A 15,625-nucleotide genomic window follows, 5' to 3' on the forward strand; every position below is an offset into this window, starting at 1 on the left:
TCCGTGTGTGGGTGAGCCCTTACTCCAGCACCTCGGTATCGAGATCGGGCGTGTTGATACCGGCCAGGGCCTGAAAGAGGCTGCGGGCCTCGTCGGTGCCGATGATGGCCACCAGGTCGCAGGCCGAGAGCCTCAGGTCTGCGTCGGGATTGGGGATGAGGGTTTCACCCCGGAGAACACCCACCACGGACACCCCGGTTTCCGTGCGGATGCGTGCCTCGCCCAGGGTGCTGCCCACCAGGGCGCCCGAGGGCTCGAGGCGGACCCACTGCAGGTCGAACTGCTGCTCTGCCCTGGAGAGCTGGCCCAGGGTGGTCATCTGTTCGTGGTCTCCCAGCATGGGGGCGAAGATTTTCTGCCGGAGGGTCTCGGTCTGGTGCTGGATCTCCGTGGGGGGGACGCGGAGGTGGAGAAGGGCTTTACGGGTCATCTCCTGGCCGGCCTCGAACTCCGGCAGGATCACCTCGGAGACGTTCATATCCTTGAATATTTCGATGAACTCCCTGCCCGAGGCCCGGGTGATGATGGTGATGTCTTCGGCCATGTTCCGGGCATGGGTCACCACGGAGCGAGCCTCCACCGGGCCGGGGAGGGTGATGAGCAGGAGGCGGGCCCTCAGGATGTCGGCCGCTTCCAGCACAATCTCGTGGCAGGCGTCGCCGAAGACCACGGGCAGGTTGTCCTGCCTGGCCAGCTCCACCCGCCGCTGATCGAGTTCGATGATGACAAAGGGAAGGCCCATGGCCTTGAGGGCCGAGGCAATGTGGCGCCCCACGCGTCCGCCCCCGGCGATGACCACGTGGTCCTGGAATCCCTCTTCCGGGACGTTGACGGTTTCCAGGGGTTCATGGCGGAACCATCGTTTTTTCAAGGTGTAGAGCCGTGGGGTCAGGCCCGAGACAATGGGGGTAAGGACCATGGTGAGCACCGCCGTGGTGAGGAGCAGGCTGTAGAGGTCATGGCTGATGGAGGACGTGGCTACCCCCACCCGTGCCAGGACAAAGGAGAACTCTCCCACCTGAAACAGGCCCAGGCCCACGGCCAGGGGCACCACGTTGCCGTAGCCGAAGAGGCGGGTGACCCCCATAAAGATGAGGCCCTTGCCCAGGCTGATGACGGTGACCAAGAGCAGCACCGCCCCGAGGTGGTCTTTAAGGAAGGTAAGGTCCAGGAGCATGCCCACCGAGGCGAAGAAGAGGAGCCCGAAGAGGTCCCTTAAGGGGATGATGTCGCTTAAGGCCTCGTCGTGGTCATCCAGTCACCGGGACCGTGCCGCCACAAAGGCGCCGAAGGCGAAGGAGAGGCCAACCAGGTAGGTGAGGTACCCGATGCCCAGATAGCAGCGATGGCCAGTAAAAAACTACGGGAACCCAGGCGGGCGATGTGGGCCAGCAGTCGGGGCAAAAGGCGGGTGCCCAGGAAAATCATGGCAACAAGAAAAATCGTTGCCTTGGCCGTCAGCCCGGTTATACCAGGCCCATGCCTGGTGTGCTGAGCTGGGGCAGGATGATCATAAAGGGCACCACGGCCAGGTCCTGGATGATGAGCATGCCCACCATGACCTTGCTGGAGAGGGTGCCCATCCAGCCCTGGTTCATGAGGGTCTTTAAGATGACCATGGTGCTGGACAGGGAGATGAGGGCACCGAGCCAGAGGGCCGGAAGCCAGCCCCAGCCCAGTGCCTTGCCGATGACAAAGCCCAGGGCGGTGGTGAGCCCCATCTGCAGGGGGGTGCCTATGATGGCGATTTTTTTGACCGGCTTAAGGTCCTTGCTGGAGAACTCCAGGCCCAGGGCAAAGAGCAGCAGGGCCACGCCGATTTCGGCCAGGAGTTCGATGTCGTGGATGTTGGCAACGGTGGTGAGGCCGGTGTGGGGACCCAGGGCGATGCCGGCGGCAATGTACCCGAGAATCAGGGGTTGACCGATACGCTGCATGAGAAGGCCACAGCAGAAGGCCGCGACCACGATGAGGATGATGTCTGTTGCAATGCCCATGGAAACCTCGGTTGCTGTGGCTGAGCAGGTGGATGAGACCGGAGTCCGGGATAACAGGTTTATATTAAAGCACGGTTTGAGCGTTTCTGTGAACAGAATACGATGTCTGGGAGACTGTCTGGGGCGGGGAGACGGCTGGACTCGTGGAGGGATGGAATGGGGCTTTCCGCCGGATTGACAGGGGGCGGTCATGAAGGGAGGGACCGCAGCCTTTGCTCTGCGGTCCCTCTGGTCGTTCGGGTCAGGGTGTTTCCAGGCTTTTCAGAAAACGTTCCACTTCGGCAAAGAGCTCTGCGGCGATGGGGCCGCGGACGATACCGTGCTGGTGAAAGGGGATCTCCCGGTAGGTTTTGTTTTCGTGGCCGATGCGGGCAAAGAGTTTTCTGCCGCTTTTGTCGCTCACCTTGGGGTCGCCTTTGCCCTGGACGATGAGGGCGGGAGGGCAGAGGTCAGGCAGGCCTTTCCAGACCCTCTTCATCAGGGCTTTCACCTGGACGAGGCCTGCGATGGGGCTCTTCAGGTAGTTGATGTGGGGGTTGTCCGCGTGGTTGGTAACGAACTCCTTGGTGAACCACGGGTCAACCTGCAGGACGCAGAGTCAGTTGCCGGAGTCGTTTAAGGCCTCCACGCCGGAGACGGAGAGGCTCTTGAATTTTAAGGGGGCACTGACGGAGATGACGGCCTCAAAGGCCTCGGGCTTGAAGAGGGCCTGGGCCAGGGCCAGCCCGGCGCCGGTGGAAAATCCGGCCACCACGATGCGCGTGCAGCACGTTTTAAGGATGGCGTGGCCTCGGTCCGCGGAGTCCATCCAGTCGTCGCAGGTGCGCCCGGCAAGGTCGGCAGGGGAGGTGCCGTGGCCCGCAAGCCTGGGGGCGTAGACGGTGTACCCGAGCCCGTAAAGGAATTCAGCCCATTGGTGGACCTCTTCCGGGGCGGCCATGAAGCCGTGGAGCAGCAGGATACCGGTCTGAGCCTCCGGGTGGCGGAGGAAGACCGGGGCGCCGATATGCCGTGGTTTGGATTCGCCTTCCCGGGCAAAGGCGTCGTAGTCGTCATAAAAGCGGAGCATCTCCGTAAGGGCGAGAGACTCCCATTCCCGGCATGGTACCTGTTCTTTCCGTGGTTCAATCAAAGCGTCTTGTTGTCCAATCTCGTTTTTCAGTGTGCAGTCACATTCGTTGTCCGGGGCCGTGTCATGCCAGGGAGGTTGCATAGACCCGGTAGATCAGGGCGTAGTGGAGGACGCCCCCTAAAAGGACCATGATGTGGAAGAGTTCGTGGAAGCTGAAGATCCCCGGGACAAGCCGGGGCCTTTTGATGGCGTAGATGAGGGCACCGGCCGTAAAGGAGGCGCCGCCCGTGAAGAGCAGCACCGTCTGCCCGGCCGAGAGGTTGGCCAGCACCTGTTTGATGGGGAAGACCGCCGACCAGCCCATGGCGCTGTAGATTAGGGCATAAAGGACCCTCGGGGCCCTGGGGAAGAAAAGCTGGGAGATGAGGCCGAAGCCCACCACGCTCCATTGAAAGGCGATCATGACCCAGCGGGTGTTGCCCTCAAGACAGAAATAGCTGATGGGGGTGTAGGTGCCTGCGATCATGAAGAAAATGGCCAGGCGATCCATTTTTCGCCAGAAGGAGAGCTCGTTCTCCTGTTTTTTAAAGGCGTGGTACAGGGAACTGGCCGAAAAGAGAAAGACCAGGGAGAGGGCGTAGACAAGGGCCGTGATTGTCATGGACGCCGAGTGGCTGGCGATGCGCAAAAGGTAGACCGTCCCCACCAGGGAGGCGATGGCACCTGCCAGGTGTGAATAGAAGTTGAACGATTCCTGTGTTTTGATTCCCATATCGCTTTCCTCGAAAGAATGGATGGGGCGTCGCGTGGTCCGGCCGGGGGACCCAGCGTCCATGGCCTCTGCCTGACCTTGGTATATAGTATGTTACCGGGGGGAAAGACAGGAAAAAATGAGTCCCACGTTGTTCAAGATCACATGGAATTTCAAGGGGCGGGAGGAGCGGCACCGGTGTGTGTCAAAAGGGGTGTGGGACAGATCTGGCTGAAAGGTAGGTGGGTGGGACAGTTTTTTTTGTGTGCCGCAGGCGTTTTGGAATGGAAGGGACCTGTGTTGTGTCTTGCGGCTCGCTTTTTTGGGGGGCGCTGTCCGGTGGGGCCCGGGATAGGCCAGGTTTGGATGAGGCTATGTAAACAGATGGTTGCCCTGGGACGTAACCGCACTCTCAGGGGCCCTGGGCCGTCGAACAGTATACTTCGGCTTTTTTTTAAGGCGCTTCAGGTGTCGGGCTGGCACAGTTGTTGTTATGTAGTGTGGGCATGCCTTTGGGCCGGAGAGACACTCCGGGATCCCACTGGGCTGGATGTGCCGTGTGTCGCAACGGGTGAGACAGGGCCGGTCATGGGAATTGAGTTGCAGCGGAGTGTGAAGAGATGAGTATCAAGGTCAGGCAGACGCTTTTGATGGTAGGATTTTCGGTGATTGTTGTGTTTATGTTCTGTTCCACTGTGGTGGTATCGGGCCGCATGAAGGATGACGGCCTGGTCATCAACCTGGCGGGCAGGCAGCGCATGCTGACCCAGAAGATGACCAAGGAGATCCTTCATTACACCGCGTTTCCCGATGCTTCTTCGGCCGCCACCATCCGCAACACGGCCAAGGTCTTCGACCTGACCCTGAAGGCCCTCACCGACTCCGGAAACGCCCCCCTGACCCTGAATCTGAAGACCACGGCTTACCGGCACTGCCCCGCAGCCGAAGGAGAGGTGCGGGATCAACTCAACACGGTATCCGGTTTGTGGAGGTCTTTTTACGGACACCTTGAGACCGTTGTTTCGGACGGGTCCGGTGCCGCCGACAGCCTGGCCTGGGTCCAGGCCAACAACCTTTCCCTTCTGGGGGAGATGAACAAGGCTGTGCTCCTGATGCAGAAGGCCTCCGAGAAAAAGCTCTCCCTGCTCTACACCCTCCAGATCGGCGGGGTGGCCGTGGGGCTGCTGGTCATGCTCCTGGGCATCCGCATGACCTTCGGCCTGCTGACCCGCCTTGCCCGGGTGGAGAAGTTCGCTCGCCGCCTTGGCTCCGGTGACTTGAACGCCACCTCCGGCATTGACGGAGGCGATGAACTCGGGCGCATCGGTGGCAGCCTCGACACCATGGCCGGGGAGATGAAGGCCATGCTCCAGGGGGTGGTGGACAACTCGAAAACCCTGTTTGTCTCCTCCGGTGAGTTGAGCACCCTGTCTGGAAGCATGAACGTGAACCTCTCGTCCATCGTGGGAAAATCCCAGTCCGTGGCGGCCTCCGCAGAGCAGATGAGCGGCAACATGAACACCGTGGCAGCCGCCATTGAAGAGGCCTCCACCAACGTGGGCATTGTGGCCGAGTCCGCCGAGCAGATGATGGAGACCATCGGGGAGATCGCCGGGAGTACGGGTAAGGCCACGGAAATCACCGCTCAGGCCGTGGACCAGGCCGAGTCCTCGGCCACCCGAATCGCCTCCCTGGGCGAGGCGGCAAGGGAAATCGGTCACGTCACCGAGGCCATCACCGAGATCTCCGAGCAGACCAACCTGCTGGCCCTGAACGCCACCATCGAGGCGGCGCGGGCCGGTGACGCGGGCCGGGGTTTTGCCGTGGTGGCCAACGAGATCAAGGAGCTGGCCCGTCAGACCGCCGAGGCCACAGGTGATATCCGTACCCAGGTCAGCATGATCCAGGACGCCACCCGGGACGCGGTCAGCGAGGTGACGGGCATCAACGAGGTGGTCCACGGCATCAACGAGGTGGTGGGGGGGATCTCCGCCGCCGTGGAAGAGCAGTCCGTCACCACCCGCGAGATTTCCGAGAACATCGGGCAGGCTTCCCTGGGGATTCAGGAGGTGGCGGCCAACATCGCGGACACCTCTGTTGCCGTGGGCAGCGTGGCCCATGACATCACCGAGCTGAACCGGGAGACCACAGGCCTCGGCGAGGGAAGTTCCAAGGTGGCCTCGGAGGCCTTCACCCTCAACGGCCTCTCCGAAGAGCTGGAGACCGCCGTGGGGCAGTTTCGCCTGTAGTGTCTCCGTGCGAAGTGGGGCTCGCCCGGTTGGGGAGCCCCGGTGCTTGCGCAAGGAAATCCTTGAAGCTTTTCCGTGGCTGTGGTTCCCTTGGGCCGTTGTGATCCATGGGCCCTCGTGGGCGCTTCGGATCAAAGGGGCGGCAGATCCAGGCCATCCCCGTTGCATGACTCCATCAAGATGAAAAGGACGACGCATGTATATTGTTTCCCTGACCTATGTATGCGAAATGGATAAAGTGGATGCGAACCTTGAGGCCCATGTCGTTTACCTGAAGGAGCAGTACGAAAAAGGACATTTTATCGCCTCCGGTCGCAAGGTGCCCCGCACCGGTGGGGTGATCCTTGCGGACATGCCTACCAGGGAGGCCCTGGACGCGGTGCTGGCCGAAGACCCCTTCTGCAAAGAGGGCGTGGCGCGTTATGATGTGACGGAGTTTGTCCCCTCCATGGCGGGCAGCGGCTTTGAGTGTCTCTTGCCGAATTAACCGGTTTTTTAAAGGATCTTACCCATGACTGTTTGGAATCAGGACCTTGTCCTTGCCGCCTGGAATTTTGCCTCCAGGGCTCACAACGGGCAGACCATGCCCGGTACCGAGATCGCGTACATCAATCATGTCGGGACCGTCTCCATGGAGGTGATGGCCGCCATCACAGAGGATCCCGCCTGCACCGAAAAGCCGGATCTTGCCGTGCTTTGCGCCCTGCTGCACGACACCCTGGAAGACACGGACACCTCCTTTGAGACCGTGGCCGAGGGTTTCGGGCTTGAGGTGGCCCAAGGGGTAATGGCTCTTTCCAAGGACAAAACCCTTGGCAGCAAGCAGGAGCAGATGGCCGACAGCCTCGCCCGCATTCGGCAACAGCCCGAAGAGGTCTGGATGGTCAAGCTCGCCGACCGCATCACCAACCTCCAGCCCCCGCCCGCCCACTGGGATCGGGAGAAGATCACAGCCTACAGGCAGGAGGCCGAAATGATCCTTGAGACCCTGGGGGCAGCCAACGCCACCCTGGCCGAGAGACTCCGGCTCAAGATCGAGAACTACCTGCGATACAGCTGAGCCGCACCTGCCTTGCTGTGGTGGAGATGCCCGGTTGTTTTTGGGGTTGATCAAAGATTACATCTTGGTACCTGACGTCGTCCGGAAGATCCGCCTGGCCGATCGCGCGGACACCGAAGGTTCCTGATTATGGGCTTTACCCTGACGTTCATTCGGTTTCTGCTCTGGGCCCTGTACTTTGCAGCCCCCCTGATGGGGTTCTTGCTCCTTGTGATCGTGATGCTGGGTCAGTGGGTGGGCCGCCTTGAAAAATGGGGCCGGTTCGACACGCTCTACTGGACATTTATCACGGCCACAACCGTGGGATACGGGGACATGCGTCCCAGTCGGAAGGGGTCCAGGGCCCTTTCCGTTCTCATTGCCCTGACGGGGATCACCTTTACGGGGATTCTCGTGGCCCTGGCCCTTCATTCCGCCACCCTTGCCTTTGGAGAGCACGTGGACATGGGGATGGTCAAGGAGATCAAAGAGCAGATTTAGCGCCTCAGTTGCCTCTTCGGCTGAGCCGGCCGGTCATGCGCTGACGCTCCCCGGATGGCGTGACCCGTCCCTGCCCTTTACTCACTGACCCCGTTTCAGTCCCCTTTTTCCGACCTCCCGGACAGTTGACAAAAATGACGCCTGCAAAATGATGTGAGGTGATGTTTCCCGGCTTCTGCGGGGAAGAGTGGGTATTGCTGAAAGAGCAACCCCAACTCACGGTTTTCTGTTCGATTTGCCAACCCTCCGCGCCTTGCCTGCCGCACGCCCTTTCTCTGATTGGGTCGTGCGGTTTTTTATTGCAAAAAAAAATGAAAGAAATATTCAAGGCGGTTTTTGTTTTGTCGATGGATGAGGGGATAGTATTTCTCATTTTCGTGGGATGTGAACCCAAGCGTGTGTTTGCATGGAACTGACGAGAGATACCCCTTGTCGCGTGTACGGCGGGGTTGATTTATTTATCGGGGCCGTTCATCAGGCAGTCCGCTCAAAGCGGCTGAATAATGGCTTTTATGGCCCACCCTTTGTGATCCTTTATGAGGAAAGATAGAGATGGCGTTTAAACTCAATGATGTGTCGGTGCGGGTGAAGCTTTTTGCAGGCTTCGGGATTGTGTGGGTGCTGTTTGCCATTTCGGGCTTGTGTATCACACGGTTCACCCAGGCGACGGTGGAGGAATTGGCATCTGCAGAAGGGGAAGTTCTTCCCCACCTTAATTAATGAAACATCAACAGGGATATCGAGCAGATCCAGGGCTGGCTCACGGACATTTCAGCCACCCGGGCAGCCAAAGGATACGATGACGGGTACGATGAGGCCAAAACCTACTACGACGATGCAGTCAAGCGTATCGCCTTTGCCATTGATGAGCACAAAAAGTACGGCGAAGCCGATACCGTGGCCCTGTTAAAGGCGATGCGGGTGAGCCTGGACCGGTATTACGCCATGGGACGCTCCATGGCCCAGGCCTATATCGACGGGGGGCCGGAGCAGGGCAATCCCATGATGGAAAAGTTTGACCCCTTTGCCGAAGAGCTCACGGGGATGATCGACAAACTCGTGGCACAGCATGTGGAAGAGCTGGACCATTCCCTGACAACCATGAGGGAGCACAGTGCCCTCACGGCCCGTACCGTATGGGTCTCCATGGGGGTTGTACTGGTGATGTGCGTGGGGGTTGCCCTTCTCATTGCCGGTCCCATTGTCTCTTCTCTGGCACAGGCCGCGGCGTTTGCAGACAAGATGGCCCAGGGGGACCTGCGGCAGACCCTGGACATCCGGGGCAAAGATGAGATCGGGGTTCTGGTGGCATCCCTTAACAGCATGTCGGCCAATCTCAAATCCATGTTCGGGGACGTCCGCACCGGGGTGGGGATGCTGATGTCTTCCTCGTCGGAGCTGTCTGCCGTTTCGGAACAGATTACATCGAACTCGGACCATACCGCGGAAGCCTCCGGCACGGTCTCAACGGCAGCCGATGAGATGACCGACAACATGAACGAGGTATCCGCGTCCACGGAGCAGACCACCGTGACGGTCCGGGATCGTCCGCCCGCTGCCTCTGAGGGAATAGCGGCAACCATTGAGGAGATTGCCGGAAATACGGCAAAGGGAAGCGAGATCACCCGGGGGGCCGTGGACGAGGCCCGTATGGTGTCGGAAAAAGTCACGGAGCTGGGAAGCGCGGCAAAGGAGATCAATCAGGTGACGGAAACCATCTCTGAGATTTCTGAGCAGACGAACCTGCTGGCCCTCAACGCCACCATCGAGGCGGCCCGGGCCGGTGAGGCCGGAAAAGGGTTTGCGGTGGTTGCCGAAGAGATCAAGGCCCTTGCCCGGCAGACGGCGGATGCCACCGGGGAGATCAGGGGAAAGATCTCCGGGATCCAGACCGTGACGTCAGAGTCCGTAGACGCCATTGAATCCATTGTCACGGTGATTCACGATATCAATCAGGTGGTGACCACTGTGGCTGCCTCCATTGAAGAGCAGTCCGCCACCACCCGTGAAATTTCGCAGAGCGCTGCCCAGGCTGCTTCCGGCGGCCAGGCCGTAAGTGAGAACGTGGGACAGGCCTCGGCCGCTGCCGAAGGCGTGGCCCAAAGCATCTCGGAGGTGAGCCGGGCAGCCCGGGAGATGAATGAGGGGAGCCTTCAGATCCGCACCAAGGCCCGGGAACTCTCCGGCCTGGCCGATCAGTTGAGTGGCCTTGTGGGGCGGTTTACCCTGTGATGAGTCGCGGGGCACGGTGAGCCGTGCCTTGCGTGATGATACGGAATGGATAGATAGATAAGGGCTTGCGCATGGCGCGGGTTGGTTGGCGCAGGGCCTTGATGGGGGGGATGATGATGAAGGGGCGTTCACGCGTCATGGGGCTGGCATGTGCCCTGGTTTTCTTGTCTTTTGTCTGTGCATGGGCCGAAGGGCTTCCCGGGTCGGTGACGGCGGTGCCCACGGCCGTGCCGGTTTTTATCGGGCACACGGAAAAAATGCCTGAAAATGTGATGGAACCGGTTTCGGTGAGTAACATGGCCGAGTACGTGGCCTTGTTCGGTGGTGCGCCGGTCCTCGGCTTTTCCCTTGAGGAAAAGGAGACGGGCTCACCCGATGCCTCGGATGTGGTTCTAAATGGCAAATCCTTTTCCCTGACCGAGAGCTCCGAGCGCTACATCCTGTACCGCAGCCTGGAACTTTTTTTCCAGAACGGGGGCGGACCCTGCAGCATCGTGTCCGTGGGGGACTACAGCGATGCCGTGGAAACCGAGGGCTTGATCCGGGGGATTGGCGCCCTGTCGGGGGAGGATGGCCCCACCCTGGTGGTGATCCCCGAGGCCGTGCTTCTGGATGGGGCAGGGTGCAGCGCCGTGCAGCAGGCCGCCCTGCGGCGGTGCGCAGCGGTCACAGCCATTGCCATCCTGGATGTCCGGGGAGGAGACCGGCCTTCACCAAACTCTTCTGCAGATTGCATCACGGCGTTTCGGGACGGCATCGGCTCTGCGGATTTGGGCCTCGGAGCAGCCTATTACCCATGGCTGAACACCTCGGTGGTGCAGGAACGGAATCTGGGCTTTGAAAACCTTACTCCTCTTTCGCTTCTTCAGCGGCTTCTGACCGAGGAGCTTTCCCAAGGCCGGGGGGAGGCCTCCGCCGCCGAGTCAGGCGCCATGGCGTCTGTCATCAGTAAGATGACCTCTCCCTTACTCACCCACGCGGAAAAAACCGGCATCAACAATGCCCTGGTGGCAGAAAGCCCGCTTTTCAACACCCTGTTCAAAGCCATGAAGGCGCGTGCCAACCTGCTGCCACCGTCGGGCGCCGTTGCCGGCGCCTACGCCATGACGGACAATTCACGGGGCGTCTGGCAGGCCCCTGCCAACATCAGCCTGAACAGCGTCTGCAGCCCGGCTGTCACCGTTTCCGGTGATCGCCAGGAGTTCCTTGCCATTCCCCCGGATGGCCTGTCTGTCAACGCCATCCGCGCCTTTCCCGGTGAAGGGACCCTGATCTGGGGAGCCCGGACTGGCGCTATGTGAACGTGCGGCGGACGGTGATGATGATTGAGGCCTCCATCACGGAAGCCCTCAAGGGATGCGCCTGCGAACACAGACACACGGCGACCTGGGGGAAGGTGACGCCCCTGATCAGGCATTTTCTCATGGACCTCTGGAAAGAGGGGGGGCTGGCCGGGGCAGACCCGGACGATGCCTTCAACATCACCGTGGGCGCAAGCGACGTGGATGCCGGGATGATGCGGGTGGTGGTGAACGTTGCCGTATCGCGACCAGGGCAATTCATTCCCATCACCATGGACGTGCGTACCGGGGCCTCGGAGTAGAGGCAAACTCCCGACACACAGACGCGGTTGACTGATGACGGGGGTTTTTCCCGACGGCGTGTGAGCGCCCCATGGGAATGGGGCCTCTATCCTGTCAGGGGGTTACGCATATCAGGGCGTCGCGAAGTTCGGTTAAATCATGGATGGTGGCCGATGGCTCAATGCCCCAGGGGTCAAAGGGGGCTTCTTTGGATCGATTGACCCAGGCAGCGCGCATACCGGCTGAAAGGGCACCGATCACATCAAAGGGATTGCTTGAAATGAGCCAGGCTTCGTGCCTTTCGGCTCCGGATTGTCTCAGGAAGTGGGCATAGACACCGGGGTTGGGTTTGAACGATTTGATCTCATCGACGCTCACAATGCCATCAAAAACGCTCCAGATACCGCAGCGTTAAAGGGCGCTCCACCGCGTCTGCGGTGCCGTTGGAAAAGGCAAAGAGGTTGCAATCCGTTGCCTTCAGACGGGCAAGCCCTTCAAGAACATCCGGAAAGGCGGGGAGGGTGCGATAGATTTCCAGAAGGTCTTTTTTTTGTTCGCTGTTGAACGGTATTCCATGGACGACGCAGGTGTAGTCCAGTGCCTGGGCGGTGCATACGGAAAACGGAGCATAGTGCTGCATTAACCCCCGCCTGAACGAGTATTCCAGCTGTTTTTCGCGCCAGGTACGGGAAAAAGCCGCAGCCTTTTCCCCGATGCGTTCTTTGAGGTGCTCAACCACACCGTGGGTGTCGATGAGGGTGCCGTATACGTCAAAGGCGAGGGTGATGGTCATGGTGTGGTTCCTTTTGCTGGCTCTTGCTGGCCATAGATCAGTGTGCTCGCTGTTTAAAGAAGAGCGCTGTTGGAGTCCGCAGGAGCTTGGCCCCGCTTGTCGTGGGTGTAGTCCCGCACCACGTTGGCCACGCGGATGCGGTAGGAGGTGAAAAGGGAGGCCTTGCCGGTTCTCTGTGCGGTTCGGTGGTCCAGCATGGTGCGCCATGCCTCGATGGCGGCCTCGGATTCCCAGAAGGAGAGGCTCAGCAATTTTCCCTCCTCGTTGAGGCTGGCGAAGCGTTCAATGGAGATAAAGCCTGGTCGGCTCTCAAGGAAGCCCCGGATTTCCGCGGCGATTTTCAGGTACTCGGCTTTGCCTTCGGCCTTGGGGGTCACTTCAAAGATGACGGCATACATGGTGGTGTGTCCTTTTTGTTACTGATGCATTCATAAAAGCCTCCGGCGTCCTGCCGGGGGCTCTTCGTTATGTTGGGTCCTTCTCTTTTTCCAGCCGGATGAGCTGCTCCTTGATGGTCAGGCCATGGGCAAAGCCCGTGAGCTTGCCGCCTGCCCCCACCACCCGGTGGCAGGGTACGATAAGGGGAATGGGGTTCTTGCTGTTGGCCATGCCCACGGCACGGCAGGCCTTTTCGTTGCCCAGTTTTTTTGCAATGTCTCCGTAGGTCCTGAGCTCTCCGAAGGGAATGGCCGTGAGTGCCTTCCATACTTGTTTCTGGAACTCCGTTCCCGAGGGGTTGAGCTTCAGGTCAAAGTGATCCCTTTTTCCTTCCATGTACTCCCGCACCTGCCCCACGGCGTCGTCAAAGAAGGCGTCGTTTCGAACCCACTCCGGTGAGATCTCAAAGACCCGTTTGCCTTCCCCTGTGCAGAGGTGAAGATGGGAAATACCCTGGTCGTCCCCTGCGATGATCACTTCGCAGAGGGTTGCCTGGAATCGGGTGTAATAGGTCATGCCTCGTCTCCTTTGTCCATATGCCACAGGCACAGGGTCGCATAGCTCCGGTAGGGGCGCCACGCTTCGGCCATGGCCTGGATTGCTTTTTTGGTCGGTTTTTCGTCCCGGGTCAGGGCCTTGATGACCCCTAGGTCCGTGGCCGGAAAGCAGTCTTTCATACCCAGGCCCCGCATGGCCACGTAGTGAACGGTCCAGTCGCCGATGCCTTTCAGGATGGAAAAGTCCCGGTGAAAGGCGTCAAAGGGTTGGTTGGGGGTGAGCTTGACGGCTTCGTCCAGAATGGCCCGCACCGCGGTTTGCAAGGTGGCCTGGCGGGTCTGGGTGAGGCCGATACCGGAAAGGTCGAGGCCAACGAGCTCTTCGGCATCGGGAAAGTAGCGGTCCAGGCCGTCCGGGTACTCAGGGCCGGTGTTTTGTTCCGCTTTTTCAGCGATGCGTCCGGCCAGGGTGGTGGCGGCCTTTACCGTGATCTGCTGGCCGAGGATGGCGCGGACAACAAACTCAAAGGGATCAAAGGCCACGGGCAGGCGGGGCACGTGGCCGTTTGTCATGCCGCGGGACAGGGTGGTGTCCGCTGCAAGGAGGTGGTTGATCCGTGAAAAGTCGGTGTCCAGGTCGAACATCCTGCGGACGCGGTTGTGGATCTCCATGCAGCATCGGATGTCGTCACAGGCGATGTGAAGCGCAAGGGCCGATGTCTCCGGGGCATCGGTGACCGTGACGTACCCTCGGGCTGAGCCCACTCGAAAGGTGCGGCTGTAGCTTGTTTCGGTGACCACCTCCACCCCCCGGATGGCCCGCGGGGCCAGAAAGGAGAGGATTTGCTTAAAATCAAAGGGCTGCCGGTAGGGGAGCTTCAGCAGGGTGTCGGCGCCGGGATTTTCTTCCCCGGGTCCCTCTTCCCGGCGCAGCTGCGTGGGTGTTTTCCCAAAGGTCTTTTTGAATACCTCGTTGAACTGTCGGATGGAGCCGAAGCCTGAGGCATAGGCGATGTCGGTGATGCTTTGGCGGGAGTAGACCAGGAGTTTCTTGGAGAACAGAGCCTTGTGGTACCTGGCCACGGCCCCGGGCCGGGCACCCAGGTTGTCCTGAAAGAGCTGCCGCAGGTGGCGGTCCGATACCCCCACCTCTTCTGCCAGCTCCCCTAAGCTGTGGTCGTGGAGAAACCCTCCGTAGATTTTTTTCAGGGCCTCTCACCAGGAATGTCCCCCGGATGTTTCCGTTGGTGTAGTCTGTTTCAAGGTCCGGCCTGCATCGGTAGCAGGGCCGGAACCCCTGATCCAACGCCTCGAAGAGGGTGGTGAAGTAGCGGACGTTCTCCTCTTTGGCCACAGGAGACGGGCACGAAGGCCTGCAGAAGATCCCCGTGGTTTTCACCCCGAAGAAGAACCTGCCGTCGTAGTTCCTGTCCTTGGCTGTTCTGGCCTGGCTGTATTCGTGCTGCATCATGGTCTCTTTGCCTAAAAATGTGTGGTGCGGCGCGTGCCGCAGGAGACGACGGGTGATGGTCCGAAAAAACGACCCGTGACCTCTTTCCTGTATGGATAACGTTCCTGCCGGAATCCTGGCAAGCGGTTTTCGGAGATGGCATTTTTTTGATGGGCAGGGGAGGTGCGGTGTGTTGGGCGCTGCCGCTCCGCCGGGCCGTCATGACCGTGGGCGGAGCAGCGAAAGCCGCTGTGGGGGGCCTTTCTTCGCAGAAAACCGGGAAGGCGAGGTGTTACTTGTCCATGACGCCGAGTTTTCTCTCCAGGGCGGCCAGGGCCTGGGAGATGATGAAGGTCAAAAAGAGGTAGACCACACCGGCGCCGAAGAGGAACTGGACGTAGTCGTAGTACCGGGCGCCCGTGGCGCCGAGTGCGTCGCTCACCAGCCCCCGATCCAGTCAGGGAGGAGTCCTTTAAAAGGACGATGAACTCGTTGCACAACGGGGGAATGATTTTGCGAAAGGCCTGGGGCAGGATGACGTCCCACATGGCCCGGCCGTGGGGCATGCCCAGTGAGCGGGCGGCCTCCATCTGGCCGCTGGGAACGGCCTGGATGCCCGCACGGACGATCTCCGCCACGTAGGCGCCTGAGTTGATGCCCAGGGCCGTGATGCCCGCCTTGATGGGCGAAAACATGATCGGGTCCCCGGTGATGGCCAGGTAGAGCTGGGGCAGACCGAAGTAGATGAAAAAGATCTGCAACAGCATGGGGGTGCCGCGCAGGACGTAGACATAGACACCTGACACGGCTCGGATCAGGCGGTTTCTGGAGATGCGGCCCATGCCGGCAAGGGAGCCGAGGATGATGCCGATGATCAGGGCACCGGAGGTCAGCTGAATGGTGACCGCGGCTCCTTTAAGCAAAAATAACTTGTGCTGCCAAACCAGCGCAAAATCGATCACTGTGATGATCCTTCTATGGGTTGCCGCCGGCGGGCCTGCCGGGGGCAAACGGTTTTTGAAC

General features: G+C 60.1%; 18 protein-coding genes and 2 pseudogenes. 9 read left to right on the forward strand and 11 right to left on the reverse strand.

Annotation, left to right across the window (positions count from 1 at the left end; all coding sequences use genetic code 11):
* Positions 1-19: 19 nt before the first annotated feature.
* The 4 genes and pseudogenes from ACOYW2_RS28440 to trhA all read right to left on the reverse strand — a co-directional run bounded on the left by ACOYW2_RS28440 (position 20) and on the right by trhA (position 3,841).
* Positions 20-1,177, reverse strand: coding sequence for an NAD-binding protein (locus ACOYW2_RS28440; RefSeq protein WP_482768785.1), 1,158 nt, complete (start codon positions 1,175-1,177; stop codon positions 20-22).
* 289 nt (positions 1,178-1,466) lie between these two features.
* Positions 1,467-1,997 (reverse strand): cation:proton antiporter domain-containing protein, encoded by a 531-nt coding sequence (locus ACOYW2_RS28445; protein WP_482768786.1) that lies wholly within the window; start codon positions 1,995-1,997, stop codon positions 1,467-1,469.
* A 241-nt stretch (positions 1,998-2,238) separates the two neighbouring features.
* A pseudogene (locus tag ACOYW2_RS28450) lies at positions 2,239-3,210 on the reverse strand (alpha/beta hydrolase).
* Entirely contained in the window at positions 3,191-3,841 is a 651-nt protein-coding gene (gene trhA / locus ACOYW2_RS28455) for a PAQR family membrane homeostasis protein TrhA (RefSeq protein ID WP_482414554.1), read from the reverse strand. Before trhA ends, ACOYW2_RS28450 begins: the two are co-directional and overlap by 20 nt.
* A 599-nt stretch (positions 3,842-4,440) precedes the next feature.
* Between trhA and ACOYW2_RS28460 the strand changes: the two genes are divergently transcribed.
* The 9 genes from ACOYW2_RS28460 (at position 4,441) to ACOYW2_RS28500 (ending at position 11,444) form a co-directional block, all read left to right on the forward strand.
* A complete protein-coding gene (locus tag ACOYW2_RS28460; protein ID WP_482768787.1) occupies positions 4,441-6,069 on the forward strand; it encodes a methyl-accepting chemotaxis protein in 1,629 nt (542 codons plus the stop codon).
* Positions 6,070-6,265: 196 nt separating this feature from the next.
* Entirely contained in the window at positions 6,266-6,556 is a 291-nt protein-coding gene (locus ACOYW2_RS28465; protein WP_482414556.1) for a YciI family protein, read from the forward strand.
* Positions 6,557-6,580: 24 nt separating this feature from the next.
* Positions 6,581-7,129, forward strand: a complete 549-nt coding sequence (locus ACOYW2_RS28470; protein WP_482768788.1) for an HD domain-containing protein — start codon at positions 6,581-6,583, stop codon at positions 7,127-7,129.
* Positions 7,130-7,258: 129 nt separating this feature from the next.
* Positions 7,259-7,609, forward strand: a complete 351-nt coding sequence (locus tag ACOYW2_RS28475; protein WP_482768789.1) for a potassium channel family protein — start codon at positions 7,259-7,261, stop codon at positions 7,607-7,609.
* Between the two features lie 187 nt (positions 7,610-7,796).
* Complete coding sequence (locus ACOYW2_RS28480) at positions 7,797-7,964, forward strand: hypothetical protein (RefSeq protein ID WP_482768790.1); 168 nt, start codon at positions 7,797-7,799, stop codon at positions 7,962-7,964.
* Between the two features lie 197 nt (positions 7,965-8,161).
* The gene (locus ACOYW2_RS28485; RefSeq protein WP_482420992.1) at positions 8,162-8,329 is read left to right on the forward strand and encodes a hypothetical protein; all 168 of its coding nucleotides are present in this window, start codon (positions 8,162-8,164) and stop codon (positions 8,327-8,329) included.
* 177 nt (positions 8,330-8,506) lie between these two features.
* The gene (locus tag ACOYW2_RS28490; protein ID WP_482768791.1) at positions 8,507-9,841 is read left to right on the forward strand and encodes a methyl-accepting chemotaxis protein; all 1,335 of its coding nucleotides are present in this window, start codon (positions 8,507-8,509) and stop codon (positions 9,839-9,841) included.
* A gap of 71 nt (positions 9,842-9,912) precedes the next feature.
* On the forward strand, positions 9,913-11,142 hold the full coding sequence (locus ACOYW2_RS28495; RefSeq protein ID WP_482768792.1) for a hypothetical protein: 1,230 nt from the start codon (positions 9,913-9,915) through the stop codon (positions 11,140-11,142).
* Between the two features lie 17 nt (positions 11,143-11,159).
* Complete coding sequence (locus ACOYW2_RS28500) at positions 11,160-11,444, forward strand: hypothetical protein (protein ID WP_482768793.1); 285 nt, start codon at positions 11,160-11,162, stop codon at positions 11,442-11,444.
* A gap of 94 nt (positions 11,445-11,538) precedes the next feature.
* On the opposite strand, the gene ACOYW2_RS28505 is transcribed toward ACOYW2_RS28500, so the two are convergent.
* The 7 genes and pseudogenes from ACOYW2_RS28505 to ACOYW2_RS28535 all read right to left on the reverse strand — a co-directional run bounded on the left by ACOYW2_RS28505 (position 11,539) and on the right by ACOYW2_RS28535 (position 15,525).
* Complete coding sequence (locus ACOYW2_RS28505; RefSeq protein WP_482768794.1) at positions 11,539-11,802, reverse strand: HAD family hydrolase; 264 nt, start codon at positions 11,800-11,802, stop codon at positions 11,539-11,541.
* Between the two features lie 7 nt (positions 11,803-11,809).
* Positions 11,810-12,217: an HAD-IA family hydrolase gene (locus ACOYW2_RS28510; RefSeq protein WP_482768795.1), complete on the reverse strand. Its 408-nt coding sequence runs from the start codon at positions 12,215-12,217 to the stop codon at positions 11,810-11,812.
* Between the two features lie 53 nt (positions 12,218-12,270).
* On the reverse strand, positions 12,271-12,615 hold the full coding sequence (locus tag ACOYW2_RS28515) for an antibiotic biosynthesis monooxygenase family protein (protein WP_482414563.1): 345 nt from the start codon (positions 12,613-12,615) through the stop codon (positions 12,271-12,273).
* A gap of 67 nt (positions 12,616-12,682) precedes the next feature.
* On the reverse strand, positions 12,683-13,171 hold the full coding sequence (locus tag ACOYW2_RS28520; protein ID WP_482768796.1) for a methylated-DNA--[protein]-cysteine S-methyltransferase: 489 nt from the start codon (positions 13,169-13,171) through the stop codon (positions 12,683-12,685).
* Positions 13,168-14,301 (reverse strand): AlkA N-terminal domain-containing protein, encoded by a 1,134-nt coding sequence (locus ACOYW2_RS28525; RefSeq protein ID WP_482768797.1) that lies wholly within the window; start codon positions 14,299-14,301, stop codon positions 13,168-13,170. The genes ACOYW2_RS28520 and ACOYW2_RS28525 overlap by 4 nt, the downstream gene beginning before the upstream one ends.
* Before the next feature lie 127 nt (positions 14,302-14,428).
* Positions 14,429-14,623: pseudogene (locus tag ACOYW2_RS28530) on the reverse strand (Ada metal-binding domain-containing protein); the annotation flags it as partial.
* Between the two features lie 11 nt (positions 14,624-14,634).
* The gene (locus ACOYW2_RS28535; protein ID WP_482768798.1) at positions 14,635-15,525 is read right to left on the reverse strand and encodes an amino acid ABC transporter permease; all 891 of its coding nucleotides are present in this window, start codon (positions 15,523-15,525) and stop codon (positions 14,635-14,637) included.
* Between the last annotated feature and the right edge of the window lie 100 nt (positions 15,526-15,625).

This window comes from Desulfoluna sp. CLI2B (assembly GCF_056847375.1).